The organism is Actinomadura syzygii (assembly GCF_008085905.1).
Classification (GTDB): domain Bacteria; phylum Actinomycetota; class Actinomycetes; order Streptosporangiales; family Streptosporangiaceae; genus Spirillospora; species Spirillospora syzygii.
The window spans coordinates 24,977-50,543 of the sequence record NZ_VSFF01000004.1 but is presented as its reverse complement, the minus strand read 5'-3'; the positions used below and the strand labels follow the sequence as shown (position 1 = coordinate 50,543).

24 protein-coding genes are annotated in these 25,567 nt (G+C 69.2%); 9 read left to right on the top strand and 15 right to left on the bottom strand.

All coding sequences use genetic code 11. The features are described from left to right. Nucleotides 1-126 precede the first annotated feature (126 nt). Both FXF65_RS10440 and FXF65_RS10435 read right to left on the bottom strand, forming a co-directional pair. Nucleotides 127-1,350 carry a cytochrome P450 gene (locus FXF65_RS10440; RefSeq protein WP_148349562.1) on the bottom strand — a complete coding sequence of 408 codons (1,224 nt, stop codon included), beginning with the start codon at nt 1,348-1,350 and terminating at the stop codon, nt 127-129. 153 nt (nt 1,351-1,503) lie between these two features. Then, the gene (locus FXF65_RS10435; protein WP_148349561.1) at nt 1,504-2,787 is read right to left on the bottom strand and encodes a citrate synthase; all 1,284 of its coding nucleotides are present in this window, start codon (nt 2,785-2,787) and stop codon (nt 1,504-1,506) included. 128 nt (nt 2,788-2,915) lie between these two features. Between FXF65_RS10435 and FXF65_RS10430 the strand changes: the two genes are divergently transcribed. Beyond that, on the top strand, nt 2,916-3,578 hold the full coding sequence (locus FXF65_RS10430) for a thiaminase II/PqqC family protein (protein ID WP_148349560.1): 663 nt from the start codon (nt 2,916-2,918) through the stop codon (nt 3,576-3,578). Between the two features lie 4 nt (nt 3,579-3,582). Here the strand turns inward: FXF65_RS10430 and FXF65_RS10425 are convergent, their stop codons facing one another. Then, nucleotides 3,583-4,464: a serine/threonine-protein kinase gene (locus FXF65_RS10425; RefSeq protein ID WP_187412204.1), complete on the bottom strand. Its 882-nt coding sequence runs from the start codon at nt 4,462-4,464 to the stop codon at nt 3,583-3,585. A gap of 98 nt (nt 4,465-4,562) precedes the next feature. Further along, a complete protein-coding gene (locus FXF65_RS10420) occupies nt 4,563-5,501 on the bottom strand; it encodes an aldo/keto reductase (protein WP_148349558.1) in 939 nt (312 codons plus the stop codon). A gap of 170 nt (nt 5,502-5,671) precedes the next feature. Here FXF65_RS10420 and FXF65_RS10415 point away from each other — a divergent pair, with 170 nt between their 5' ends. The 3 genes from FXF65_RS10415 to FXF65_RS10405 all read left to right on the top strand — a co-directional run bounded on the left by FXF65_RS10415 (nt 5,672) and on the right by FXF65_RS10405 (nt 7,827). Then, the gene (locus FXF65_RS10415) at nt 5,672-6,463 is read left to right on the top strand and encodes a hypothetical protein (protein WP_148349557.1); all 792 of its coding nucleotides are present in this window, start codon (nt 5,672-5,674) and stop codon (nt 6,461-6,463) included. A gap of 447 nt (nt 6,464-6,910) precedes the next feature. Then, complete coding sequence (locus FXF65_RS10410) at nt 6,911-7,324, top strand: VOC family protein (RefSeq protein ID WP_148349556.1); 414 nt, start codon at nt 6,911-6,913, stop codon at nt 7,322-7,324. 101 nt (nt 7,325-7,425) lie between these two features. Beyond that, nucleotides 7,426-7,827, top strand: coding sequence for a nitroreductase family deazaflavin-dependent oxidoreductase (locus FXF65_RS10405; protein ID WP_246198482.1), 402 nt, complete (start codon nt 7,426-7,428; stop codon nt 7,825-7,827). A 194-nt stretch (nt 7,828-8,021) separates the two neighbouring features. On the opposite strand, the gene FXF65_RS10400 is transcribed toward FXF65_RS10405, so the two are convergent. Both FXF65_RS10400 and FXF65_RS10395 read right to left on the bottom strand, forming a co-directional pair. Next, a complete protein-coding gene (locus FXF65_RS10400; RefSeq protein WP_148349554.1) occupies nt 8,022-8,459 on the bottom strand; it encodes a VOC family protein in 438 nt (145 codons plus the stop codon). 1 nt (nt 8,460) lies between these two features. Next, a complete protein-coding gene (locus FXF65_RS10395) occupies nt 8,461-9,045 on the bottom strand; it encodes a DinB family protein (protein WP_148349553.1) in 585 nt (194 codons plus the stop codon). A 62-nt stretch (nt 9,046-9,107) separates the two neighbouring features. Here FXF65_RS10395 and FXF65_RS10390 point away from each other — a divergent pair, with 62 nt between their 5' ends. Beyond that, nucleotides 9,108-10,067 (top strand): helix-turn-helix transcriptional regulator, encoded by a 960-nt coding sequence (locus FXF65_RS10390; protein ID WP_148349552.1) that lies wholly within the window; start codon nt 9,108-9,110, stop codon nt 10,065-10,067. Between the two features lie 242 nt (nt 10,068-10,309). Here the strand turns inward: FXF65_RS10390 and FXF65_RS10385 are convergent, their stop codons facing one another. Together FXF65_RS10385 and FXF65_RS10380 are read right to left on the bottom strand one after the other, a co-directional pair. Further along, complete coding sequence (locus FXF65_RS10385) at nt 10,310-11,452, bottom strand: hypothetical protein (protein ID WP_148349551.1); 1,143 nt, start codon at nt 11,450-11,452, stop codon at nt 10,310-10,312. Nucleotides 11,453-12,241: 789 nt separating this feature from the next. Beyond that, entirely contained in the window at nt 12,242-13,177 is a 936-nt protein-coding gene (locus tag FXF65_RS10380; protein ID WP_148349550.1) for a hypothetical protein, read from the bottom strand. A gap of 277 nt (nt 13,178-13,454) precedes the next feature. Here FXF65_RS10380 and FXF65_RS10375 point away from each other — a divergent pair, with 277 nt between their 5' ends. Continuing rightward, nucleotides 13,455-14,441, top strand: a complete 987-nt coding sequence (locus FXF65_RS10375; protein WP_148349549.1) for a class II glutamine amidotransferase — start codon at nt 13,455-13,457, stop codon at nt 14,439-14,441. 446 nt (nt 14,442-14,887) lie between these two features. After that, nucleotides 14,888-15,100, top strand: a complete 213-nt coding sequence (locus FXF65_RS10370) for a helix-turn-helix domain-containing protein (RefSeq protein ID WP_067891851.1) — start codon at nt 14,888-14,890, stop codon at nt 15,098-15,100. A 77-nt stretch (nt 15,101-15,177) separates the two neighbouring features. On the opposite strand, the gene FXF65_RS10365 is transcribed toward FXF65_RS10370, so the two are convergent. From FXF65_RS10365 to FXF65_RS10355, 3 genes are all read right to left on the bottom strand, one after another. Continuing rightward, nucleotides 15,178-16,362 carry a DUF2786 domain-containing protein gene (locus tag FXF65_RS10365; RefSeq protein ID WP_222868485.1) on the bottom strand — a complete coding sequence of 395 codons (1,185 nt, stop codon included), beginning with the start codon at nt 16,360-16,362 and terminating at the stop codon, nt 15,178-15,180. A gap of 257 nt (nt 16,363-16,619) precedes the next feature. Continuing rightward, nucleotides 16,620-16,886 (bottom strand): hypothetical protein, encoded by a 267-nt coding sequence (locus FXF65_RS10360; RefSeq protein ID WP_148349547.1) that lies wholly within the window; start codon nt 16,884-16,886, stop codon nt 16,620-16,622. Nucleotides 16,887-17,184: 298 nt separating this feature from the next. Then, the gene (locus FXF65_RS10355) at nt 17,185-18,285 is read right to left on the bottom strand and encodes a winged helix DNA-binding domain-containing protein (RefSeq protein ID WP_148349546.1); all 1,101 of its coding nucleotides are present in this window, start codon (nt 18,283-18,285) and stop codon (nt 17,185-17,187) included. Between the two features lie 457 nt (nt 18,286-18,742). On the opposite strand from FXF65_RS10355, the gene FXF65_RS10350 reads away from it, so the two are divergent. Then, a complete protein-coding gene (locus FXF65_RS10350) occupies nt 18,743-19,192 on the top strand; it encodes a hypothetical protein (protein WP_148349545.1) in 450 nt (149 codons plus the stop codon). Nucleotides 19,193-20,164: 972 nt separating this feature from the next. Continuing rightward, nucleotides 20,165-20,818, top strand: coding sequence for an RlpA-like double-psi beta-barrel domain-containing protein (locus tag FXF65_RS10345; protein ID WP_148349544.1), 654 nt, complete (start codon nt 20,165-20,167; stop codon nt 20,816-20,818). A gap of 191 nt (nt 20,819-21,009) precedes the next feature. Here FXF65_RS10345 and FXF65_RS10340 read toward each other — a convergent pair whose 3' ends face one another. From FXF65_RS10340 to FXF65_RS10325, 4 genes are all read right to left on the bottom strand, one after another. Then, nucleotides 21,010-21,804: an IclR family transcriptional regulator gene (locus FXF65_RS10340; protein ID WP_148349543.1), complete on the bottom strand. Its 795-nt coding sequence runs from the start codon at nt 21,802-21,804 to the stop codon at nt 21,010-21,012. A 139-nt stretch (nt 21,805-21,943) separates the two neighbouring features. Then, a complete protein-coding gene (locus FXF65_RS10335) occupies nt 21,944-23,584 on the bottom strand; it encodes a thiamine pyrophosphate-binding protein (protein WP_148349542.1) in 1,641 nt (546 codons plus the stop codon). 55 nt (nt 23,585-23,639) lie between these two features. Further along, nucleotides 23,640-24,404 carry an SDR family NAD(P)-dependent oxidoreductase gene (locus FXF65_RS10330; protein ID WP_148349541.1) on the bottom strand — a complete coding sequence of 255 codons (765 nt, stop codon included), beginning with the start codon at nt 24,402-24,404 and terminating at the stop codon, nt 23,640-23,642. 120 nt (nt 24,405-24,524) lie between these two features. Beyond that, a complete protein-coding gene (locus tag FXF65_RS10325; RefSeq protein WP_187412203.1) occupies nt 24,525-25,460 on the bottom strand; it encodes a TIGR03621 family F420-dependent LLM class oxidoreductase in 936 nt (311 codons plus the stop codon). Nucleotides 25,461-25,567 lie beyond the last annotated feature (107 nt).

Genomic DNA, 25,567 nt, shown 5'->3' with positions numbered 1-25,567 from the left:
GGCCTCCTCGGGCCTTGAACCGGCAGGTGTCAATAAGCATCGAGGAGCGCCGCATGCGGCGGCCACAAAATCACCGCCTGTGGATAACCGTCCGAGAAATGGCGGCTAATGTCGGAATTGAGGTAATTAGAACGCGCAGGGCACGGACCGGATGCCGTGAATGAAGCTGGTGCGTTGCCTGACCGGGGCGTCCGTCGCGTGAAGATTCGGCAGGCGCGTGTACAGCTCTCGCAGCAGGACTGTCACCTCACGGCGAGCGAGGTGCGCGCCGAGGCAGAAATGCGGCCCTGGTGCTCCGAAACCGAGGTGTGGGTTAGGGGAGCGCGTGATGTCGAATACGTACGGGTCCTTGAAGACGTTCTCGTCCCGGTTGGCCGAGTTGTAGTAAAGGATGACGCGATCACCCGTCCGGTACATCTGGCCTTGCAGCTCGTAGTCGCGGGTCAGGGTGCGGCGCATCCAGGTCACCGGTGTGGCGTAGCGGACGATCTCTTCAACGGCGCCGGGCAGCCGTGCGTCCAAGTCGGCCAGGAGCAGTTCCCTCTGGGCGGGGTGCTCGGTGAGCAGGACGAGGGCGTGCGAGAGCGCGTTGCGCGTGGTCTCGTTACCGGCGATGACGAGGAGAGAGAAGAACCGCCCCAGATCACGGTCGTCAAGGGCCTCACCGTCCACGTTCGCGCGGGTCAGCGCGGTGACGAGGTCGTCGGCCGGTTGCTCGCGACGCAGCCTGCCGAGGTCGGCCATGAGCTCGTGCAAGTAGCAGAACTTCTCGGCCAGGCTCGTCACGCGGTTCTTGCCGTCCCCGTCGAGATGGTCAGGGTCGCCAACGGCGAGGATGAGGTTCGTGGCGTCGATGACGTCGTCGAACTCGGAATCGGGGATGCCCATCATGGAGCAGATGATCTGGAGGGGCATCGGCGTGGCGATGTGCTCCACGAAGTCGCAAGGGCCCCGCTCGGCGAGATCCTCCACGATGTGGCGTGCGAGGGACGCGACGTCTCCGGAGACCCGTTCGATCAGACGCGGGGTGAAGGAACGGGAGACGACCCGTCGCAGCCGCGCGTGCCGCGGATCGTCCATGCTGATCATGGAGCCGCTGTACTCGGCCATTTGCGTGGACGGGTCGAGCGGGCTGACCGCGGTGGGTTGGGAGCTGAACACCCCCGGGTTGCGGCTGGCCTCGGCTACCTGCTCGTACCGGGGCAGGGCATAAAAGCCGGGTTCGTCCGGGAGGGGGCAGAAGATGCGCTCCTGGGTCGCCCGGAGCGAGGCGAACAACTCGTCCCGCTCGGCTTGTGATTTCGCCCAGAAATCAAGGTTCGACAGCTTCTGCTCTACAAGGGAGGGCATGTGTGGGGAGCCGCCTTCCGTTGGGAGTCGCCGTCTTCAGGCTAACTCCACCGTCCACGGAACGCGATCAAAAGCGGGCGGGTACCGAGACCCGCCCGCTCTAACCGGCGCGCTATTTCCGCCTGCTCCAGCCGTCGAAAAGAAGAAAACCGCTCAGCGTGCGGTCGGCTCCACATAGTGGCGCTCGACCGGGCCCACGTAGACCTGTCGCGGACGCCCGATCTTGGTGGACGAGTCGTTCATCATCTCCCGCCACTGCGCGATCCACCCCGGGAGCCGGCCCAGGGCGAACAGGACGGTGAACATGTTGGTGGGGAAGCCCATCGCCTTGTAGATGACGCCGGTGTAGAAGTCGACGTTCGGGTAGAGCTTGCGCTCGATGAAGTAGTCGTCGCTGAGGGCGACCTCCTCCAGGCGCATCGCCAGGTCCAGCAGCGGGTCCGACTTGCCGAGCGCGTCCAGGACCTTGCCCGTCGCCTTCTTCACGACCGCCGCGCGCGGGTCGTAGTTGCGGTAGACGCGGTGCCCGAAGCCCATCAGCTTGACGCCGGGCTCCTTGTTCTTGACGCGCTCGACGAACGAGTCGACGTTGTCACCGTTCTCGTGGATGCGCTCCAGCATCTCCAGTACGGCCTGGTTGGCGCCCCCGTGCAGAGGGCCGAACAGGGCGTCCACTCCGGCGGACACCGACGAGAACAGGTTCGCCTGGCTGGACCCCACCAGCCGCACGGTCGAGGTCGAACAGTTCTGCTCGTGGTCGGCGTGCAGGACGAACAGCATGTCCAGGACGCGCACGATCTCCGGGTCGATCTCGTAAGGCTGGGTCGGGAGGCCGAACGTCATGCGCATGAAGTTCTCCACGTACCCGAGAGAGTTGTCCGGGTAGAGCAGAGGCTGGCCGTTGGACGTCTTGTACGCGTACGCCGCGAGGGTCGGGAGCTTGGCGATGAGCCGGATGCTGGACTGGTCGACCTGTTCCGGGTCGAACGGGTCAAGGCTGTCCTGGTAGAACGTCGACAGTGCGCTGACCGCGGACGACAGCACCGCCATGGGGTGCGCCCTACGCGGGAAGGCGGAGAAGAACGCGCGGAACTTCTCGTCCAGCAGAGTGTGGTTACGGATGCTGCCCGTGAACTCGGAGAGCTGGTCGGACGACGGGAGCTCGCCGTATATCAGGAGGTAGGCGACTTCGAGGAAGGACGATTTCTCCGCCAACTCCTCGATCGGATAACCCCGGTAGCGCAGGATGCCGGCCTCACCGTCGATGTAGGTGATGGCCGACGTGGTGGACGCGGTGTTGGTGAAACCGGGATCGAGTGTGACGTGCCCTGTCTCTTTGAGGAGGCTGCCGACGACCAGGCCCGAGGGACCCTCGGTCGACTCGGTCACTTCTAGGGGCATCCGGCCGCCCGCGTGGCCGAGCTCGAAATCCGACATACTCGCTCACTCCCAACTGGGTCCACACCTGCATAGACGTTCCGCTCATCATCGTATCCACGTGATCACAGACGCCGATCTGGGCCTGCCTCGTTGACGACGGACGGCGAGGGTGCTCCGGTGGAGTCATGACCCATCCCAGCGCCGCGGAACTCGCCGCACGTGTCCGCGGGGAACTCGCCCGCGCGACGACCGCGAACCGCTTCGTCGACATGCTCGAATCGGGCGACATCCCGAGAGAACGCCTTGCCTGGTTGGCCTGCGAGGAGTACCGCATCGTCGGCAGCGACCGGCGGAGTTTCGCGCTCCTGGCCGCACGCTTTCCCGCAGAGCCGGCGGGTGAGTTCTTCCTGGGACTCGCACAGGGCGAAGGACAGGCGTTGAAACTCCTCGACAACTTCGCAGCCGCACTCGGCGAGAGTGAGAAGAATCTCAGGTCGTACGAGCCGAAACCGTTCGCTCAGGCATACCCGGCCTACCTCGCACAGAGGGCGGCGTTCGGAACCGCAAGTGAAGTCGCCCTCGCCATGCTGGCCAACCTCGAAGAGTGGGGATCGTACTGCTCCCGCACGGCACGGGCCCTCCAAGCCAACTACGGCCTCGATGAGGAGGCCGTGGGCTTCTTCACGTTCTTCTCCGACTCGCCGCCCGGTTTCGAGGAGCAGGCGCTGAGCGTCATCGAAGCCGGTCTCGCGGGTGGCGACGACCCAGAGGAGGCCGCCCGCGCGGCCCGCCTGCTGCACGCCTACGAGACCGCCTTCTGGGACGCCCTTGCCGAAGGACTCCCTTAGCCCTTCACTGCAGCGGCTCGCGCAGCGTCGGCAGCTCCGCGGTGACTTCGACCAGTGTCTTCTCTTGGACGCCGATCAAATGCTCCACGTCCACGGGCGGCCACTCTTCGCCATAGTGAGCGTCCAGCAGCGTGGACAGCGCCACCAGAACCTGCTCAGGGGACGGGCGTTCAGCGGGTTCCTTCACCAGGCAGCGCGTCACCAGCCCGCGCATGGGATCCGGCAACCGGGTGAGGTCAGGTGCGCCGTGGACGATTCGTGCGCGGACCTTGTGGTCCGTCCCGAAGGGCGCCGCCCCGGTCGCAGCGAAAACGAGGGTCGCGCCGAGGGAGAACACGTCGCTCTCCGAACTGACGGGCGCACCCAGGGCCTGCTCTGGCGACATGTACGCGGGAGTTCCGAGGATCTCCGTGCGCGAGAGTGGCAGCGCGTTCAGCGGTCGCGCGATGCCGAAGTCGATGACCCGCGGTCCGTCGGAAGCCAGCAGGACGTTCGACGGCTTCAAATCCCTATGCACGATCCCCGCGCGATGGATCGCCCGCAGAGCCTCCGCTAGTCCCGCGCCCAGTCGGCACGCGGTCTGTTCGCGCAGCGGCCCCTTTTCCCGGACCACCTTGGAGAGGCTCACACCACGGATGTACTGCGTCGCCAGCCAGGGCTGGTCTGCGTCGGGGTCAGCGTCGACGACGGGAGCCGTGTAGAAACCACTGACCGACTGGGCGGAGGTGACCTCGCGGCGGAATCTGGCACGCCACCTGGGGTCGTCCAGTAGTTCCGGACGGATGACCTTCACGGCCACAAGACGTCTACTAGGAGACGCTCCTAGGAAGACCTCGCCCATCCCTCCGGAACCGAGCCGTGCGACCACGCGGTACGGGCCGATCATCTGCGGAAGGTCTGACTGCATGGGCACGGGTGTCCGATCATGGTGGGGCCGCGCCTAATCGTGCCATGCCCTCGGCTGATCTCCTTACTGGGAAAGGTTCACAGCCAGGGAAGTTCGCTCCGCTCGGCCCAGTAGACGTCAGGTGGGACGCTCAGGTCGCCCATCAACGCGAGGTCTTCCTCATCAAGAGCCACCTGCGCGGCCGTCAGGTTCGCCTGCAACTGCGCGGGACTGACCGCACCGATGAGAACCGTGCCCGCCCACGGCCTGGCGAGTGCGGCGGCCAGCGCGACAGCGTCCGGTCCCACTCCCTTCTGGGACGCCACAGAGCGCACAGCCGCGGGTGGTCGCGTTGCCAGCCGTCCGTTAGCCAGCACCTCCTTGAGCAGCACATGTAGGCCCGCGTCATAGGCTTCCCGCAGAGCAGTCTCGGCGGACGTCTCGAGGACGTTCCACGTCGATTGAACAGTGCTGAAGAGTCGTTGTCCCGACACCTCCAGCGCCACCGCCCGCCGAATCGTGTCGGCCTGCCCTGGACCCGATGTTGAGAAACCGACGCGGACACCCTCTGCGGCGGCTTCCGCTAGGGCTTCTTGGAGCCGCCTGTCCTCGAACAACGGACTGTCCTCGGTGAGCGAATGCACTTGATAGACGGACAGGTGGCCGTTAAGAAATTCCTGGGTCTCCTTGTACTGGGTCTGGTAGCGCTCAAGGCTGTGCTCCTTGACCTCGTGCACTGGAGCGTCCATCTTCCATTCGCCGACGTACGTGTATCCCCATTTGCTCGACACCGTCACGCCGTCAGGGGCACGTGCGCTCAGCCAGCCGCCGAGGAACTCTTCGGACCGGCCGTACGATCGAGCCGCGTCCACCCATCGGATACCGGCGGCGTAGGCCGCGTCCAGGACGTTCCAGGTCGCGTTACGCATCTGCGGCACGCTCCGTTTGCTCGGTAGCTCGGCCGCACGGCCCACGTTGATGTACGCGGGACGTCCCAGGGCCGCTAGGCCGATCCCAAGTCGCTGCATCGCGTTCATTCCTCCAGCCTGACATGGCCCGTCACCCGACTCACGCCAGACCGACTTGTCTGAATTGCCGGGTAATTCTCGTCAGGTTATCCACAGAATCGAATTCTAATGCCGTGGTCGGGGCCCGTCCGCGAGGCTGAATCGCGTCACCATCTCATCGCGGCAAGAAAGGCACGACAATGCCCGTCCAGATCGTCCGTGACCAATACGGGGCACACCAGTTCGCGGGTCACCTCGGAATCGCCCGATGGCAACTGCGCGTTGCTCAGGAGCACGGCATCCTTCCGCGTCCCGACCTCGACGGCGAGCGGTGGTCGGCGGCCCTCGCCGACGAGTGCCGGGGCCGTGGGCGCGGCGAGCAGGTCATCGCCGCCTTCGGCGAGATCCCGCCGATCGGCTCCGCCAAGGCGGCCATCTGGCTGGCGGAGCGAGTAGGGCTCGACGTCGAGCACCGGGACGTCGAGGTGCTCGCTGCCCAAGGCGAGCTCAACGTCATCAGCACCTTTCGCGGGCACCCGGTCTACCTCCTGAAAGACCTGGATCGGCTCGACCCGGCCTCCGTCCGGTCGGTCGTCGCCGCCCGGAAGGGGCCGCTGATGGAGACGGTGGACGCCGGCGGCGCGGCGACGATCCTCGGCTGGCCGCGCAGGACGTTCGACCGCGTCGCCGGCGAGCGCGACCTCCCGATGGACCGGCTCGGCCGGTACGCGCTCGCCGACGTCCAGGCCCTGGGAGCGGACGACAACCTCATGCGCGGAGTCGACGAGGAGAAGCGCCAACTGGCCCTCACCAAGACGCGCCGGTCCGAGATCAGGGTCGAGGACGTCGTACGCGGCTGGATCCTGCGCTGCTCCGCCTACCTCGACCGCGACGCCGAGGAAGCACCGGACCCGGCTCCGCTCAACCGGGCGCTCCGCAACCTGACGAACATCAGGACGGAGCTCGCGAAACATGAACGAAGGGTCTCGTAGGCGAAGCGCCGCCCCGCGCCCCAACCCGCCTCTCGATTTCTGCCCCCCACCTCCCCGCACGTCGGCCGACTGCCCCGATCCCCGCCTGTTCACGAACAGGACTGACATCCAGCCGACGGCACCCCGCAACAGTCTTCAACGAAGCACATGTGCGCCGAGCGACGAACCAAGCCGACCGAGGCCGACGGGGCGGGGCAACCCCCACGGCCGCCTTCAGAACCGACCCGCACCCTGACCGACCGCTCTCCTGAGGCCAATGAGGGTGCCCATTCGTCCGCCGACGCAGCCATGGCCGACGCGGCGGCTGCCGACGTGACGATGGCCGACGCGGCGACGGGCGACGTGGGCCCGGCCATCTCCCCGTCCGGGACTCCGTGGGAAAGAGGTGACCAGACCGATCAGGAATCGAGAAGCGTCGGTCGATGAGCCGTAGCTAGCGTGACCTCCATGGACGTCACCATTCATTCCACTTTCCTGCCGCACGACGACCCGGAAGCGGCCCTGGCCTTCTACCGCGACGCGCTCGGGTTCGAGGTGCGCGACGACGTCGGATACGAAGGGATGCGCTGGATCACAGTCGGACCTCCGGGCCAGCCCGGGACCTCCATCGTCCTGCACCCGCCGGCCGCCGACCCCGGCATCACCGAAGAGGAGCGCCGAACGATCGCCGAGATGATGGCCAAGGGCACCTACGGCATCATCACCCTCGCCACGGCCGATCTCGACGGCACTTTCGAGCGGCTCCAGGCCAGCCACGCGGCCGAAGTCGTCCAGGAACCGACCGAGCAGCCCTACGGGATTCGCGACTGCGCCTTCCGCGACCCCGCAGGCAACATGGTCCGCATCAACGAGCTGCGCTGAGGACCAGCGGAGAATCAGGAGGTAAGCAAATGGTGCGGAATCAGCACAGCGGCGATCGAGGAGCACGCAAGCCCGGTACGCCCGGACGGGTGTCCCGATGGATGCAGCAGACGATGAACGCCCGCATGAACCGCAAGATCCGCCGCGGCCGCGGCAAGTTCATGGGGATGGACGTCCTTATCCTGAACACGGTAGGGCGCCGAAGCGGACAGCCCCGGCAGACGCCGGTGGCGTGGTTCTCGGACACCGACGACGCGCGGTTGATCGTCGCGTCGGGCGGCGGGAGCCAGAACCCGGACTGGTACGCCAACCTGATAGCGCACCCTGAGCGGGCATCGATCGAGTTGCCTGGCCGCGACGCCGTCGGGGTAACGCCACATCGGCTCGAGGGCGCTGACCGCGACGAGGCATGGCAGCGCATTGCCGCCGCCCAGCCCCGCCTGGCGAAATACCAGAGCAAGTCCGACCGCGAATACCCGGTGATCCGCCTCACCCCAAGGTGACGGAGCCCCACCGACGACCGCACTCACAAGCCTCCAGCGAGTATCCGTACAGCGAGTCATGGCGGCCGTCCTGCTCCATCGCCCACCCGCCAACCCGCCTGCCCCGGCAACCTGTGAGATGGGAGATTCCAAATGTCTTGATGTCACCAAGACGCCAGCGCAGTTGTCCGTGGAGCCACAAGGCAGGCGCGCGGTCAGTCGAGGCAGAACTCGTTGCCCTCGGGGTCGGTCATCACGATGTGACCGGCACCCAGCGGGGGAGCGGGCTCGTGCCTCTGGACCCGGACGGCGCCACGCGAAACCAGCCGCTCGGCCTCCGCCTCCAGCGCCGCCATCCGCGCATCGCCGGCAAGGCCGGGAGCGGCCCGCACGTCGAGGTGCACGCGGTTCTTCGCCTGTTTGCCCTCCGGCACTCGCTGGAAGAACAGCCTTGGTCCGGAGCCCTCCGGATCGACCACTGCTGAAGCGTCGTTGCGCCTCTCGGGCGGCACACCCATGGCGTCAAGAGCCTGCTCCCACGATTCGAAGCCCTGGGGCGGGGCCTGCAACCGGTAACCGAGTGCATCGGCCCAGAACGCGGCCAAGGCGGCCGGATCGCCGCAGTCGAAGGTGATCTGGATCTCGCGGGTCATGTCAGGTCGTCTCCTGTCGGGTCTGCCGGTGAGTGTGCAGGTAGAGGTCGCGGAGCAAGCACACCTCAGCCAGATGGTGGATCAGCTCGCGGTTGATGTGGAGCACCAACGTCGCCAATGAACGATCGGCGTACGGTCCTTCCGCCTTCCCGCACGGCCGTGCGAGGCCGGTCTCGCCGAGGGACTCGACGCCGGCCAGCCACGCGGCGTACTCCGCGTCGAGCTGCGACAGCGCCGTGGACGCGTTCGTTACGTACTCGAACGAGTTGTAGTCGGTAGACGCGCGACCGAAATGTGCGGCGTTCCGCATCGCGAGGACACCCACGATCACGTGCCCGAGGCGCCAGGCGATCGTCGTGAACGGCGGCGGATCCGGCTCAGGCACCGAGAAGTCGATGGCCATCGCGCCGGACCCGCCCTGGACTGGCGCGTCGCCTGTCCCGCGCGGGCGCACGCTCCAGCAGCCGGGCACGGGCTCCCAGAAGTACTCCTCGTCGGTGAGTCCTTCGAGCCGAGGGCGCAACTGCCGAGACCAGTGCCAGGTGAGCTGATCTCGGAGCCGAGGGTTCCAGGTCTGGTCGGTCATGGACCAAGCCTTCCCCGAATAGCGGACAGGATCGTTCCGCGTTTCTGTGGAACGATGCTCGCGTGAGCGTCGAGGCGACCACCGAGCGAGTGCTGCGGCTGCTGGCGCTACTGCAGCGCCGACCGTCCTGGACGGCCGCCGAACTCGCCACCGAGCTGGGCGTCACGGATCGTTCGGTCCGCCGGGACGTGGAGCGGCTGCGCGCGCTCGGCTACCCCGTCCACGCGACGGCAGGCGTCGGCGGCGGCTACCAGCTCGGCGCGGGCACGCGGTTGCCGCCACTGCTCCTCGACGACGAGGAGGCGATCGCGACGGCGGTGTCCCTGCGGCTTGCCTCGGGCGGCACGGTCGCCGGTTCGGGCGAGGCGGCGCTGCGGGCGCTGGCGAAGCTCGACCAGGTGATGCCGCCCCGGCTGCGCGCCGAAGTGAGAGCGGTGCACGGCGCCACCGAGACCATGGCCGACCCAGGCGTCGAGATCGACGCGGAGCTGCTGGTGACGCTCGCACGGGCCTGCCGCGATGCCGTGCGGGTCCGGTTCCGGTACGCGGCCCGCGACGGCGGCGAGCGGGAGCGCACGGTCGAACCGGTGCGGATGGTCGCCACCGGCCGCCGCTGGTACCTGATGGCCTGGGACGTTGACCGTGACGACTGGCGCACCTTCCGGCTGGATCGGATGCATGAAGCGGTGGCGACGACCTGGCGTTTCCGGGCACGGGAGCATCCCGACCCTGTCGCCTATGTCCAGCGCTCTGTGACCGAGGCGCCGTACCAGCACCTCGCCCGCGTACGGCTGCATGCCCCGCCCGATCGAGTGCGAGAGCTGATCCCGCCCCAGGTGGGACGCGTCGAGGACGACCAAGACGGGTGGAGCGTACTCGTGGTCGGCGGTGAGAACCTCGACTGGCTCGCCGTCCACGTGGCCCGCCTGGGCTTCGAGGCAGAAATCCTGGACCCCCCAGAACTACGCAAAGCAGCCGCCGCCTTGGCCACGCGCCTCGCGGCAATGGCTGCAACCGACTGAAACAACGCCCGAACACCGCCAACCCGTAAGCGCAACGACACGTCCTAGCGCGGCAACTATCGAATTCACCTAGCCGAGTGCCCAGGTCCTCGCAGATACATAGGCGGAACTGTCCGCCACAGCGATCGGGTGGGACTTGGTGCGGTCACGTACGGCAACTTCTTGCGCTTTCGCGCGGTTGAGCGCTTGCCAGTTCTGGGCGGATCTAGTCGGGGTGGGGTGGGGTGGGGTGGGGTGGGTGGTTAGGGGCGGCGGGGGTTGGAGCGGCGTTTGGGGGGTGGTTTCTGGTCTTGTCGTTGGCGGGCCAGCGCGGAGAGGAGTCGGTCTCGGGCTTCGGTGCGGGACATCGCGGGTAGGCGCTTGGGGAGTGTGGAGGCCAGTGCTTTGGGGGCGTCGACCAGGCCGTCGTCGTCGACCGTGACGGGCTCGTCCGTCCAGGTGCCGAGGGCGATCGCGGACACGGCGCCGGGGTGCCGGACGAGGAGGGCCTTGATTCTTTCGGCCTCTGTGCCGCAATCGGCGACGAGGAGGAGGCGTCGTCCGTTGGCGCCGGTGTTCTCGCGGATGGCGAGTTCGGTCTCGAGGTAGGCGAGGGCGGCGTCGAGGTTGCCGGGGATGAAGAGTCCGGCGGTGTCGTCGTCGAGGAGTTCGTCCTCGCCGAGGCCGAAGAGGACGGTGGCGTCGGGACGCGGGATCACGACGAGAGAGCTGTCGCCGTGCTCGTCCAGCGCCGTCAGTGCCAGGACGCGCGCGCTGGCTATGGCGCCTGGGCCCGTCAGGCCCGCGGCTGAAATGGTGAACGGATCGAGCACGGGCCGGTAGACGAGTGGCGGAGGCGTCGCCGTGGGGGGATCCGTGGGCGCGGGCCAACCGGCGGCCGCGTACAGGCGGTGCCGGAACGGGTAGCAGATCGCCGCGGCGGCGGGCAGGAGCAGGCCGAGGAGAAGGACGGGCTGGAGCGAGGACGGGCGGGAGTCCATCTCGTCGGCCCGCTTGCTCGTGCGGGCCGGAGTCGGGGACGGATCGCGCGGCGTCGCGGTCTCCGCGCTCGGCGGCGATGACCGCACGTGCCTGCGCGGGCCCTGCGTCGTGGGCGTGGCAGCGGGCTCATCAAGGTTGTCGGGAGCCGGGGGACGGTCCCTGACCGTGGGCTTCCTGTCGAACCTCTCCATCCAGCGGGGGAAGTCCCGGCCGCGTGCCGATCTCTTGCGGGACCGCTCGGACGTCATCGCCAGCCATGCCTCCTTGCACTTGTGCGCGGTGTACCGGTCACCGCCGCTCAACGCGTAGCGGCAGACCGGCGGGAGGGATCTGCGCGGCTCGGGGTCGCCGTAGACGGCCGCGTCGGCGGGTGCGACCGCGCCGAGGCTGATGGCCCCGGCCACTGCGGTACACCCCAACAGCCCGCACGTGCAGCGGATGAAGTCGCCGATCAGGGCGGCGGGTGTGGGGTGTGCCAGGAAACGGATCATCTTCGCCCCGGGGGATCGCGTCGGTCACCGTGCGAATGCCGATCGTAGTCAATCCGGCTACTCAGCGTTGAACATTGCTCACAGTCGTGCAGATGAACGTTCGCCTCCGGAGCGTGACTGACCGGAGCGATGCGCCCGGTGGATGCAGATCAGCCCCCTAATGGCGGGATATTTCGGGCATTTAGCGGTGGAGGGACGTGCCGCGGCCGTCTTCTCGCTGGTCGCGGCGAATTTGCCCGGTACAAATCCCCTTCGGTTGCGTGGCATGATTCATCGGCAAACCAAATGCATTCGGTCCATTTCGTCGAACCGTGGCTGGGCACGCTGGCCCTGGCGGGACGGTATTACAAGTATCACCAGGGATACCCGGCGCGCGGCGAGCAAGTCGAGGCGGTGCAGGAAGCCCCCGGTCGCTCTCAGTCCATGGGCGGGCGCGGCTTGGATCGATTATGGGCGTGGCTGACTCTCGACCATGTGGGCCTCGAAGATCCGCACACAGAACACCAACGTGTTGTGTCAGTCGCGAGGATGTAACGCTCGTGGTCCCGCCCCGTTGCCTGGGTGGCGTGAGTCCAGTGAGCCTGCGGATTGGTCCAGTTTCGGAGCCCTTTGTGCGTCCAGATTGGTCTCGGCGTGGGCGGGTTGCTCCTTTGTTGCGTGTTTATCGGCGGCTTAAGAGGCGGAGGAGGTGCGAGGGTTTGGTCAACATCTTTGGATCAGGTCGTACATGCCCAGGGGGAGGGTGTCGCCCCATAGCCAGTCGTTGACGGTGCCGTCGAAGTCGGTGGGTGGGGTGATGGCCAGGAGGTGTGGGGTCAGGGGAGATAGTTGCAGTCTGAATGGGGGAGACGGGGTCAGGTGGACGCGGCGGGTCGTCCCCCAGAAGTCGTTGAAGTCGCCTTGGGTGACGTCGACGACGGGGGTGATCGTCCGGGCCAGGTCGGTGGGGCCTGTGGCCAGCCAGGACCAGTGGTCGGTCAGCAGGTGGCGGGCGGTGGCCCGGAGGACGTTGAGGGCGGCCAGGTCGTGGGGACAGGCCACGTCGCCGATCTGGACTTCGGGGAGTCCGAAGCGGCGGAGGCCGCGGGTTCGGAGGTGAACGCAGGAGCAGCCGTTCACGCCCTCCGGGTCTAACTCGGGCTCTGCGGCGGTGCAGCGGCCGTTGGCGCGGAAGGGTGGCAGGACGTCGTCTATCCAGTCGTCGGCCAGGACGAAGCGTGTCCTTTCCGGGGCGTGCGTTCGGAAGATGCGGCCGGTGACGAGATCCGCGGCGACGCCGCCGACGGCGCGGGCGATGGCGTTCGCCGCCGCGCGGGCCACCTGGACGGCGCGGGGCTGGTCGATGATCGGAGCGAACACGGTGACGACGGCGAACTCCGTGGCGTTGCTGAATGCCAGTGCCGCTCGCCTGTGTTCGGGACGTGCAGCCTTTAATCGCGTCGGGTCCCAGCGGAGGGTGGGGAGCTCCTCGCGGGTGAGTTGGAGTTGGGGCGAGCCGAGGCGTCCGGCGACGTGGGCCTGGTAGGGGGTGGCCGGGAGCCGGTGGAGCACTGCGGCGAGGTCGTCCGGTATGTGGTCGGCGGCGACGGCGAACCGGGAGGTCGTGGTGGACGGAACCGGGAACGTGATCATGGTCATGAGAGCCGCTTCTTCCCTGCCTGAACGGACATGGCCAGCTTGTTCCGCCGCGGCAGGGCCCCGCACTAGAACTCAATTCTGTGGATAAGCCCGCTCCTCTGCCTGGTGAAGCCCGTGCCGACGCCCGACCCCGGGAGACGGTGTCTTGCCCTGGGCTGCCCTTTGGATGGCCTGGTGCAGATACTCGCGCCGGTTCGGAGGCATCTTCCGGACGTTGTCGGCGACCTTCGGTAATGTGGTCGTCACGTAGAGTTAAAACGTCCTGAAGGGTGACGGCATGTGCCGACTGTTCGGTATGAGTACGGGAGGTCCGCGGGTGCGGGCGTCCCACTGGCTGCTGGACGCGCCGCGGAGTCTTCGCGCCCAGAGCCACCGAATGCGGCACGGGGCCGGTCTCGGCTGGTTCTCCCTGGGCGGCGAGCCCGTCCGCGACCGCTCGCCCCTGGCCGCCTTCGAGAACGCGGACTTCGACATGCACGCCCGCAACATCCCGTCCCACACGTTCGTGGCGCACGTGCGGGACGCGTCGGTGGGCGGCCTGACCGTGCGCAACTGCCACCCGTTCGTGATGGACGACCGCCTGTTCGCGCACAACGGGGTCGTCAAGGGCCTCAACACGCTCGCGCGATGGCTGACGGAGGTCGAGCGTGCCCGCATCGCCGGTGAGACCGACTCCGAACTGGTCTTCGCCTATGTGACCGCTGAGATCCGACGCCACCGCGACACGACGGCCGGGCTCGTTGAAGCGGTCCGGCGCATCGGTGCGGAGCTTCCCGTCTTCTCCCTCAACCTCCTCATCGCCGAATCCGGCCGCCTGTGGGCGTTGCGCTACCCGGAGAGCAACGAGCTCTGGGTCCTCTCGCCGGACGAAGGCGGTGTGACGAGCGTGCAGGGCACGGCGGCGGCGACCGGTGGGGCTTCGGTGTCCGGGAACGAGGGCTCGTTACCAGCCGTCGTCGTCGCCAGTGAGCCCATGGACGACCGTCCGGGCTGGAGGCTCCTCGACCCGGGTGAACTCCTCGTCGTCGAAGGGCTGGCGGAGACGTCGCATTTCCCGTTCGCACCCCTGAGGCATCCGGTCCGCCGATCGGAGCTCTCCCTCCGCGAGGCCGCGTCCCAGCAGGTGGGCCCGTCCACACAGGGTGGCCCGTCCACCGGAAGCGCGACCAAGCAGGCCGTGAGCGGCGCGTATCACCACCCTGGAGACACCGGGGTCCCACGGCAGCCGGACGAGATGGCCGATTCCGGACCGATGCCCCATTGAGGACACCCCGCCGCGCCTCGCCGCGGCCATCGCACCATGCCAGGCGGCCCGCTCGCGCGAGCGGGCCGCTCGGCGGCGTCCGGCAGCGTCCAACGGCGGGGCCGACGCGGCCCTCCGGCGGCGCTAGGGTCTTCGAATGGACGGTCGGCCGGTGCGCGGCCTGTCGGCCGACTGACTGGTGTGACCCGTCAGGAGACCGGGTCGCGCGAGCGCCGGACGTCCACCCCCGTCGCAGGTCACGGGACGCGCGGAGCAGCGTCGCTCCGGGTTGTACGCAGCGCCGCGACACGCCGTTCACCATGAAAAAGACCAGCTTCGGCCGAATTCGCGGTGATTCGCGCGGCATCGACGGTGTAATCAGGGGAATGTGTACGTTGGGGAGATCAACACTGCTGTGAGCTGCGGGGACGGGCCCCGCCGCCCAGCATTGCGAACAGGAGGTCCTCGTGGCCCGAACACTGTCGAGAGGCACCCGTGTCACCGGTGCCGAGAGAACGCGGCTGGCCGCGGAACTGGCCCCGCGCTACGCGTCGGGTGAGAGCATCCGCGACCTGGCCGCCGAGACCGGCCGTTCCTACGGGTTCATCTACAACGTCCTGAAGGAGGCGGGCGTGCCGCTGCGCGGCCGCGGCGGCAACACACGGCGTAAGAGGACCTGACCCGCTCCCGAGATTCTGGAAGGAAGGTACGGCGAATGACCGGATGTCCCCCTCGCCCCCCGGGGGGACGCCGTGCGCTAGGAACGGCGGAACGCCCCGGTGACCTCGTGGCGCCCGTTCAGGCTGGCGAGGTCCGCGGCGGCGCGCCCGGCCACCCAGCCTTCGTGGTTGGACACCGAACCTGCCCGTCCCTTGGCCAGGTTCGGGAACATCGAGGCGACGGCCCGTTCGACGGCCCGGTCGCGCGCGGCAAGCACGGGAAGCAGATCCTTCCCGCCGGCGTCCGCGGCCGCCCGGTCCGCCGCCTCCCGGAGCCGCTCCCCGACGCGGGCGGCGTACGCGTTCAGGAAGGCGTGCCTGAACGACCGCGTCCGTGAGCGTCCGCGCGCATCGCGCCTGGGACCCGCGTGCACCATGGCGGACGTCGCCTGAACCAGAAGCGATGTGAACAGCATCTCCACCGCCGCCAGATCGGCCGAAAAACCCAGGACCGTGGCGAACCCCAGCTCCCTATGCCACACCGCCCTGCAGCTGTTGGCGTCGGACACCACCGTCAGCAAGACCGCCTTGGGCGCGTCATAGGGATTGTCGACGGCTACGCGCCGTCCGGAGGTCCCTTCCGTATCGCCCGTCTCTACGGCGAGCAAAGCACGGTCGATGCTGTGCCGCGCCATGAGTTGCTGTGCGCGCGCGCTGAGCGCCTCCGCTTCCTCTGGGAACTCGGTCGACTCCGCCTTGGCGAGCAGTGCCCTGACCTTGCCCAGCATCCGCTGGTCGACCTCGTTAGCCCGTTCGCGCCAGGCACGCGCTGAACTGAACGAGGTCGAGGCATCCTCACCTTGAGCGTAGGTGCCCGGACGCGGGCCCAGCCCAGGAAGGCTCGGCAAGAACTCCAGCAGGTGGACGATTTCGACCGCGCAAGCGACATAGGCCGTGCGGCCGACCTCTTCACGCTCACGCCACGCGGACGGGTGCGCGTCGTCGTCCTCCCACCAGACTTTGGCTCCGAGGGTGGTGAGCTGCTCCCGCCAGCGGTGGTCCACGGTCGCGCCGGCATAGGCGCGCATCTCGCTTGCGATGGCGTCCGTGACCAGACGTCCGTGCCGGGGAGTGAGCCGCCTGGACGTGTGCCTCACCACGTCGGCCGGTTCCCATCCCCGTTCCCAGGCGGCGGCGACGCCGTCCCGCAGCCGTGCGGACAGGCAGCGGTCGGCGGCGAGCGTCCGACCGGGATCATCGGGCCGTCCGGACAGTTCCGCCACGAGCCGCCGGAACGCGGCGGCGTCCCCGCGCGAGAGCGACCGCACGGCCTCCGTCGTGAGCCGTTCCGCCTCCCGCACCGTCACTCCCGCCGTCCGTCATCAGTGGTCACAGGGCCAGGAGGCATCCTGCCATCGCCAACGGACACCCACTCCATCAGGAGGGACGGGTTCGCCATGCGCGGAAGGCCGGACAACGGCCCGCATGCAAAAAGCCCCCGGCTGGTCAGGCCGGGGGCTGCGCGGGTGCGGGGGAGGCGTTAGTCGTCGTCCTCGCCGCGCATCTCTTCGACCACCACGCTCTGATACGCGCGGGACGTGTCGGGGACGTAGCTGAGCCGTGCGAGAGCCTTGCCGCGATGGTCCCTGATCTCGAACTGGTAGCCCTCGCGGGCCTCGCCCACGTGTGCCACCGCCTGGTCGTGTCGCAGTCGGCACATCGTGTCGACCTTCTCCAGCGCCACCTTCAGGCTCCCCGCGTCGCTGATGAGCCGGGCCGGCTCACTGGTCTCCCAGATCTCGAACATTGATCGTGTCCTGTCGGCGGTCGGTCGGTCGGTGGGAACGGGCTCGGAACAGGCTAGGAACAGGCGGGGCATTCCTGACGTCGGAGACAGCTTGAACCCAATTGGTGGATCTTTCAATCAGTCCAGATCTCGGATGGATCACTATTCGAAGTTGTCCACGCTCGTAGCGTCATGTGTGCATGTGGTGAGCTTTGGAGCCTTCCATCCCGCGTGCCGGGCTGGATAGGATTCGTCGCTTTCGACGAGGATCCGCGCTCGTCCCGGTCGCGTCAACCACTGGTTACCTCCGTCCGGCATGTCAGCCGTCGTCGGCGACCGCGACGACCGTCTCCTTGGCGTCCGGTTCGAGGAACCGAAGCAGCGCCTCTCCCTCGACCGTGAGCGCCTCGACGGCGTCCTGGGGGAGCGGCTCGAAGGGACGCAACCGCAGCGTCGCCACCTTGCGCTTGTACTCGGTCTCCCATATCCCTTGGGCGTAGCCGTCCCAGAGGAACACGGCCCGGACGCGAAGGTTCTTCGTCGTCAAGGACGGCCGGTGCTCGTCGGCGATGATGCGTCTTCGGTCCGCGTGCGCCAGGACGAGGCTGTCGAACTCGGGCAGGAAGCGAGCCGGGACCGGGGTGTCCTCATCTGGCCGCGGCGCGTCGGGCAGGTCGAACAGCTCCCGGCCCTTGTCGTCGGCGAAGACCTGGAGGCTCGGACGGAGTCGATCCAGTGCCTCGCCCGTTCCAGGTAGTCCGGACCACGTCTGGGCGTCGGCGGCGGACGCCGGGCCGTAGGCGGCCAGGTAGCGGAGCATGAGTTCGTCCATCGCGGCGTCGGCCGCCGGAGGTGCGCCCAGCCAGGTGTCGGCCAGAGTGAACTGCGATGCGCGTGGGAAGCCCCACCTGTCCTCGGTGGGCACCATCACGAGGGGCACGCAGAGGCGGACGGCGTATCCGAGCGCCCGGTCGTTGACGTCCGGAAACTGTTCCTGGAGCAGGGCGCGCACCTCGTTGAACGTGCGAGGGCTCTCTTGCAAGAGCGAGCGTGCCGCTGGAACGACCACATCCAGATCCAGGCCCTTCGCGCGGTCGCCCAGAACGCGGAGGGCTCCGTCCAGCATCGGCTGCATAGCGGTACGGAACGCCGTGTAGTCGGCGTCGGTCATGAGGTGCAGCGTGGCGCGCATCATGGTCGCGCGGACCAACGACCGGTCGTGCAGGGCCGCGTGGAGGTCGGACGCGGCGAAGCCGTCGAGCCGCGTCCACAGACCCAGGAACGGGGGCTTGGGCTCCTGCGCCTGCATGCCGCACAGCCGTCCCACGGCCTCGGCGACCGAGACGGCCTCGCGCGCGAGGAGGAGCTGCCGGGCCAGCGTCGCGCGGTTCAGCGCGCGGATGCTCAGGGTCTCTGTCACGGGTCCAGCATGCCGGAGGAGCCCTCGCGCCGCGCCCGTGCCCTGGAAGCCCACGTCGGAGCCGCGAGCGCGCGACAGGGGAAGCGCGCGGTGCGGTGCGGGCTGGAGAGTGCGGCGGATCCGTGCAGGTCAACTCGTTGTGGACGCCGGGTGGGCGCGTCCTGGAGCGGCTCGGAACGATCGATCGTTACCCGGGTTACGGGGCGAATCCGTGAAAATGCACGTGCATCAGCTCTTGCACCTGCACGCTATTCCTAGCAGGATGAGGCCCGGCCCCCGCACGTGAACTCCCGCGGAGATCGCGATGAACGCACACTTGAGTGACAGCGACCGACAGGCGCTGAGGCTTGCCCAGGATCTCCGTGAGGAGATGCGCGCGGCACTGCCGCAGCTGCCGGCAGCCCCGTCGGTCTCCCCGTTCGTCGACCAGGCGGGAAGGCCCAGCGTCCTCTTGCGCATGGACGCCGACACCGCCCACGCGCTCATGGCCCTGCTGGCCGAGCGCCGGATGGAGCGGGGAGCCGCGCCCGCCGCGGAGCCGTTCCGGGTCGAGGGCACGCATGTGCCGCCGTCCGGCACGTCCAGCCCGCCGCCGCCCACGGCCCAGGCCGTTCCGGCCGCGCAGGGTCCCGTGGTGACCGCCGTGTCGCCGTTCGGGCAGCCCACCTACGCCGAGCCCGGCTATGTCGAGCCTGGGTACGCCGATCCCGGGTACGCCGAGTCCGCCGCCTACGCCGAGCCCGCGTACGGCCAGCCCGCGTACGGCCAGCCCGCGTACGCCGAGCCCGGGTACGCGCAGGCGCCGTACGCGGAGGCCCCCTTCGTCCAGCCGCAGCAGGGCGGCCAGATCTTCCCCGGCGGGACGGGCCCCACGCCGCTCCTGCCGTCCGTCTACCCGACGCACTGAACCGGCCCGCAGCCCAGCCTCGGCCCGCATCCTCGCCGCGGGGGCCTGCCCGCTCGTCTCGGCCTGCCCTCTTGGCTCGCCCCTCGGCCCGCGCCCCCGCCTTGGCGCGCTCCCGGTTCGACCCTCAACCGCGCCTCGGCCCGTAACCGCCTTCCGCGCGGACGGCCCATGCGCACTGGGGATCAAGCGTCCACTCGTGCCCTACAGGGCCTAGCCGCGCGCCGATCGGGCCCGGCTCCGCGCCGCGGGAACATCCCGCGCCCGGCCCCGGTTCCTATCCCTGAGGCTTACTTGGCCTTGACCCTTCGCGGACCTATAGCGGGCCCGCTCAGCGTTTCCGGCTCTGTTTATGCCGAGCACCTTGTGACGTGGGCCATAGCGCCCTAGCACGTCCCGGTGAGCCGAGACCTGGGTCACACCAGAATCACCCTTCGTCAAGCCGACTTAAAGATCCTTTTCGTTGCCGGAGACACCCGGCGACTGGCCCGAAAGCCTTATGGGAAAGGCGTTCAGGCCATCACCGGAGAAAAAGATCTACCTAGTCAAAGGTAAAGAAAACCCCGGTTTGGCGAAAGTACGGTAATGCCGTATATAGTCAACGTCAGGTCAGGGTCAATGAACCGTTGACCTGGCTGAACGCAGAACCGTCGCTTCCCGCCCGCCAGGCGGGATCCACTCAGCCGAACACGGTCGCACCATGCACCGGCCGTGCACCGGGCCGAGCCAATGAGCCCCCGGTCGGCATTCCTTCCGCTTCATCGAAGTTCGCGTGACACGCACGTCCAATGACGGCCGTGTGCCTGTGCACGTGAGCGCGGTCCGCCATGCCCGCGGGTCGTTCGAGCGGATTTCTCGCGGCGGTCCATCCCGAGTCTCGAAGTCTCGGAAGCCGTTTCCCCCTGCCCGGATAACCGGCCTCCCAAGGCCGCCCGGTGTGGAACGGCAGCCCTGTACCCCGAACAAAGGACTTTCATGCAGCAGCGAGCGATCAACGTCATCCTCACCGGCGTCACCGGCACCGCCCTCGCGGGCATGCTCGTGGCAGGCGTAGCCGCCGCCAGCGATGACTCCGCTCCCGGCAAGAAGCAGTTCCTGACCCAGGAGGCGGTGGCCTCCCAGCAGCACAAGACGTCCGACAAGCAGGCGCTCGGCAAGTCCGACCTGGGCCTGCCGAAGGCGGACTCCAAGCGCGACTCCGCGCCGGACGCCAAGAGCGCGAAGAAGGACCCCAGGGTCCTGCTGAGCGGCAAGACCACCGCGTCCTACTTCTGGGACGACGGGTCCGGCGTGAACGGCGACACCGGCGCCCCCGCCGGCGGGAAGCCGATGCAGAAGGGCCTGTTCGCCAGCCCGAGCTGGCCGATGCACACCAAGGTCAAGGTCACCTACAAGGGCCGCAGCATCACCGGCTTCGTCGGCGACCGCGGTCCGGGCACGCCGTCCCACAAGGGCGTCATGCTCGACCTCGACACCTACACCTTCCGGTACCTGCTCGACGGCAAGAAGCCCGACAGCAAGTACAACGCCGGCACGAGCGCGGGCCACATCAAGGGCGTCAAGTGGGAGGTCCTCAAGTGGGGCTCCGGCGCCGGCAAGAAGGGCGCGCCGAAGCCGTTCGGCTCATGACCTGAGGCCGTACGCGGACGTGTTCCCGAGGGCGGCGTGAAGCAGCCCGTGCGGAGGCTCTCGATCACCGAGCGTGACGAAAGAGCGTGATCGCCGAGCCCGCGCCGTCCCAGGGGACGCACCGCCAGGTCTCGCCTAGACCCGGCACAGGGCTGCCGGTGCATGGAAAAAGGGGATTCCCCGGTGTCACCTCACCGGGGAATCCCCATTTTCATCTCGGCGGCGCTCTCCCGCGCGATCTCCCGGGACAGGGCCAGCGCCGCCGTGCGGACGGCGGGCGCCAGCCGGTCGAGGTCGAGCCGGCACACGTTCCCGGTGATCGAGATCGCGGCGATCGCGCGGCGCCGGTGGTCGAGGACCGGGGCCGCCACGGCGGACACCCCGGCCTCCGACTCCTCCCGGTTCACGGCGTAGCCGCGCTCGGCGGTCCGGGCCAGCTCCCGCTGGAGCAGGCCCGGCATGATGATCGTGTGCGGCGTGTACCGGACGAGCCCGGCGTCCAGGACGCGTTGCAGCCGGTCCGGCGGGCCGAGCGCGAGGAACAGCTTGCCCGTCGCCGTGCAGTACGCGGGCAGCCGCCCGCCCACCCGGGACACGATGGGCATGGAGCGGCGGCCGCTGACCTTCTCCAGGAAGAGCGTGTCCGTCCCGTCGAGGACGGCGAGGTGGATGTTCTCGTGCGTCGCCTCGTACAGGTCCTCCAGGTAGGGGAGGGCGGCCTCGCGCAGCCCGCGCGGCCGGGGCGCGCGCTGGCCGAGCACGAACAGCCGCATGCTCAGCCGGTAGCCGGTCGGGGTCCGCTCGACGCCGCCCCACCGCACCAGCTCGCTGAGCAGCCGGTGCGCGGTCGGCTTCGGCAGCCCGGTGCGGGCGGCGAGCTCGGTCAGGTTCAGCTCGGTGTCGCCGGACCCGAACGCGTCCAGCAGGCTGAGGCCGCGGGCGAGCACCGAGCGCGGCGGCTCGCCGTCCGGGTCCTGGAGTTCCATCTCTCGATGGTCGCGGTGATCGCGCCCGTCGGCAAGGGCCGGAAATCCGAGCGCCGGGCCCCTCACCAGGCCCTACCTCTCCAGAGAACGACCCCCGGGCCCCCTCGGAGGGGGCTCGGGGATCCTCGCCTCGCAGCGGTCATCGGGGCTCGTGGCCGGTGATCGGGGCCTCGATGAGGAGGGGGGCGTCCAGGTCCTTGACGGCGGCGACGGCGTCGCGCAGCTCGTCCGCCGAGCCGGGGCGGACGGAGCGGATGCCGAACAGCCGCGCGGCGCTCTGCCAGTCGAGCGCGGGAGGAGCGAGGTCCATGCCCACATACTGCCCGTGTTTGGCCGATGCGCCGCCGCCTTCGTCGAGAGTGTTCTTCAACGTGCGGTATTCGCCGTTGTTCATGACGACGAACGCGACGGGCGTCCCGTAGCGGGCTGCGCTCCACAGGCCCTGGAGGCCGAACATGGCGCAGCCGTCGCCGAGGACGGCGATGACCGGGCGGTCCCCGCTGCCGAGCCGGGTGCCGACCGCCGCGCCGATGCCCCAGCCGAGCCCGCCGCCGACCGTGTGCACGTACGACCCGGGACGGTCCTGCCGCAGGACGGCGCGCAGCTTCAGCCCGGTGGTGATCGCCTCCTCGACGACGATCGCGTCGTCCGGGAGCCCGGCGGCGACGGCGTGCGCGGCGGCCCCCGGGTCCATCGGGGACGGCCCGTACGCCGCCAGCGCGGCCGACTCGGGCCCCTCCCGCAGCCGGGCGTGCCGCTCGGCGAGCCGCGCGGCGCGTTCCCGCGCGTCGGGGACGCGGCCGTCCAGCCGGTCGGCGAGCGCCCGCAGCGTCCCCGGCAGGTCGCCGGTCAGGCCCTCGCGGACGGCGAAGTTCCGGCCGATCTCCGCCGGGTCCTCGTCGAGCTGGACGATCGGCAGCGCGTCGGGCACGGCGGGCCCGGGCGTGTAATGGTGCGCCATGAAGGCGTGGCAGCCCACGATCAGCGCCGCGTCGTACTGCGAGAGGGTCTCGCGGATGGCGGCGTTGCGCGGCACCAGCATCCCCGCGTACAGCGGATGCCCGGTGGGGAAGTCGATCCCGTCGTTCATCGGCTGGTGGTGGACGGCGGCGCCGAGCCGCTCGGCGAGGGCGACGAGGTCGGCGACCGCGCCGGTGCGGCCGACCGCGTCGCCCGCGATGATCACCGGACGCTCGGCCGCCGCGAGCAGCTCCACCGCCGCCGCGACGTCGGCCGGGCCGGGGCCGGACACCGGGGACCGCGCCGGGACGGCGACGTCCGTCGCCTCGTCCAGCAGGTCCATCGGGACCGAGACGAGGACCGGTCCGGCGGGCGGCCGGGCCGCCAGCGCGAACGCGCGCCGCAGCACGATCGGCAGGTCGTAGGCGTGCTGCACCTCGATCGCCTGCTTGGTCGCCGCCGCCGCGAGCCCCACCAGGTCGCCGGACAGCATCGGGTCCTGGATGAGGTGCCGCCTGTCCTGCTGCCCGGCGACGATCACCATCGGGGTGCGGGAGCGCAGCGCGTTCAGCATCCCGATCAGCCCGTTCGCGACGCCCGCCGCGACGTGCAGGCTGACGAGGGACGTCCGCCCGGTCGCCCGCGCGTACCCGTCGGCCATCGCCACGACGGAGCATTCCTGGAGGCCCAGCACGTACTCCAGGTCGGGGGCGTCCACCAGGGCGTCCATCAGGGGGAGCTCGGTCGTGCCGGGGTTGCCGAAGATCCGGGTCACGCCCTCGTCCCGGGCGATCTCCAGCAGCGCCTCGATCGGCCTCATGTCCTGCCTTTCCACGCCCCGTCCGGGGCGGTTCGCGCGTGTTCCGGACGGCGGTTCAGTGCTTCGCCGAGCCGCCGTCGATGTTGATCGTCTGGCCGGTGAGGAACCCGCTGCCCTCGTCGCACACGTACAGCAGCGTGGACACGAGGTCGCCCGGCTCCTCCACCGCCCGGATCACCTGCAGGTCGCGCACCCGCTCGAAGCCGCCGTCCGCGCCGGTCGTGCGGGCCGCGGTCTCGGTGCGGGTGAGGCCGGGGGAGATCGCGTTCACCGTGATCCCGTGCCCGCCGACCGCGCTCGACAGGGCCCGCGTGAACCCTACGAGCCCCGCCTTGGACGTCGTGTACGCGACCAGGTCGGGCGGCCCGAGGAACACGACCGCCGAGACGATGTTGACGACCCGTCCCCAGCCGGCGGCCTTCATGTGCGGCAGCGCGGCCCGGGTCACGAGGAACGGCCCGTCGAGGTTGACCCGCATGATGCGGCGCCAGTCCTCCAGCGTCGTCTCCTCGAACTCCAGCGGCGGGTACACCCCGGCGTTGTTGACGAGGATGTGCAGGCCGCCGAACCGGGCCGCGGCCTCCTCGACCGCGGCCTGGACCTCGTCCGGGTCGGTCACGTCCGCGCGGACGGGGTGGAAGGACTCGCCGACCAGTTCCGCGGTGCCGGACTGGTCGGCGAGGTCGAGTCCGGCGACGAGGTGGCCGCGCCGGGCGAGGGCGATCGCGAACTCCCGCCCGAGCCCGCCCGCCGCACCGGTGACCAGTGCGACCCGCTGCTTCGCGTTCGTGGGGGCGTCCGTGGACGGTGTCTCGCTCATGGCCTGCAGCCTGCGGCACGTTCGCCGGGCCCGACAAGACGGCTTTTTCATTCATTGGAACAGCGTCCTGATGGGGGCGTGGCGTCTGTCACATGGCCGCCCGCACGACCGTTCCCGGCGTCAGGTGAGCAGCGGGATGACGGGGGCGAACTGCTCCATCATCGCGTCCGGGACCTGGTAGTAGCTGAACCCGTAGCGGTCGCGGCGGGCGAGCATCTGCTCGGCGACGTGCTCGGGCGGGCCGACGAACTGGGACGGCATGTCCAGCACGAGTTCGGCGGCCGACGTCCCCCAGCCGCGCAGGACGGCGACCTTCGCCGCGGTCCGCCGCGGGTCGGGGCCGAACGTGGGCGTCACCATCATGCTCAGCTCGACGTCCCGGTCCCCGGCGGCCTCGCGGACCCAGCCGACCTTGCGGGCGATGGTCTCGGGGAGCCGCTCGGTGATCTCGTCGGAGATCGTCCCGTCGGGGCGGGCGCGGGGCAGGACGCCGACCGTGTCGGCGTGCCGTCCGGCGATGCCGAGCATGCGGCGGCTGCCCGCGCCGACGACCAGCGGCGGCCGCCGCTCCGGCGCGGGGAAGACCGTCAGGCCGTCGACGCGGTAGTGGTCGCCCGTGAACGTCGTCTTCTGACCGGAGAGCAGGCTCCGCAGGACCCGTAGCGACTCCTCCAGACGGCCGACCCGGACACCGGCGGCGTCGAACGGCATCCCGGCGGCCTCGTACTCGTCGCGCAGCCAGCCCGCCCCGACGCCCAGCTCGAAGCGCCCCCCGGACAGGTGGTCGAACGTGGCGGCCTCCTTCGCCAGCACCACCGGATGCCGGTAGTCGTTGGCGAGCACCATCGTCCCCAGCCGCAGCGTGCTCGTGACGGACGCCGCCGACGCCAGCGCCACCAGCGGCGCGAGCTGCTCGCCGAACGGCTCCGCCACGAAGTGGTCGCGCAGGACCAGGACGTCGTAGCCGAGTTCCTCCGCGCGGCGCGCCGTATCGGCCAGCCCGGCGCCGGAACGGATCGACTCGCCCACGACGCCGAAACGGAAATTCCTGTTCATGGCGTGAGCATGCCCGGCTGAGGCGGCTTGTCGCTGGCGGGAATCCGACATCCGGTTCCGGGGGCCACCGGCCGCGTTTCGACCGGTGGAACGGGGCGAGTGGCTCG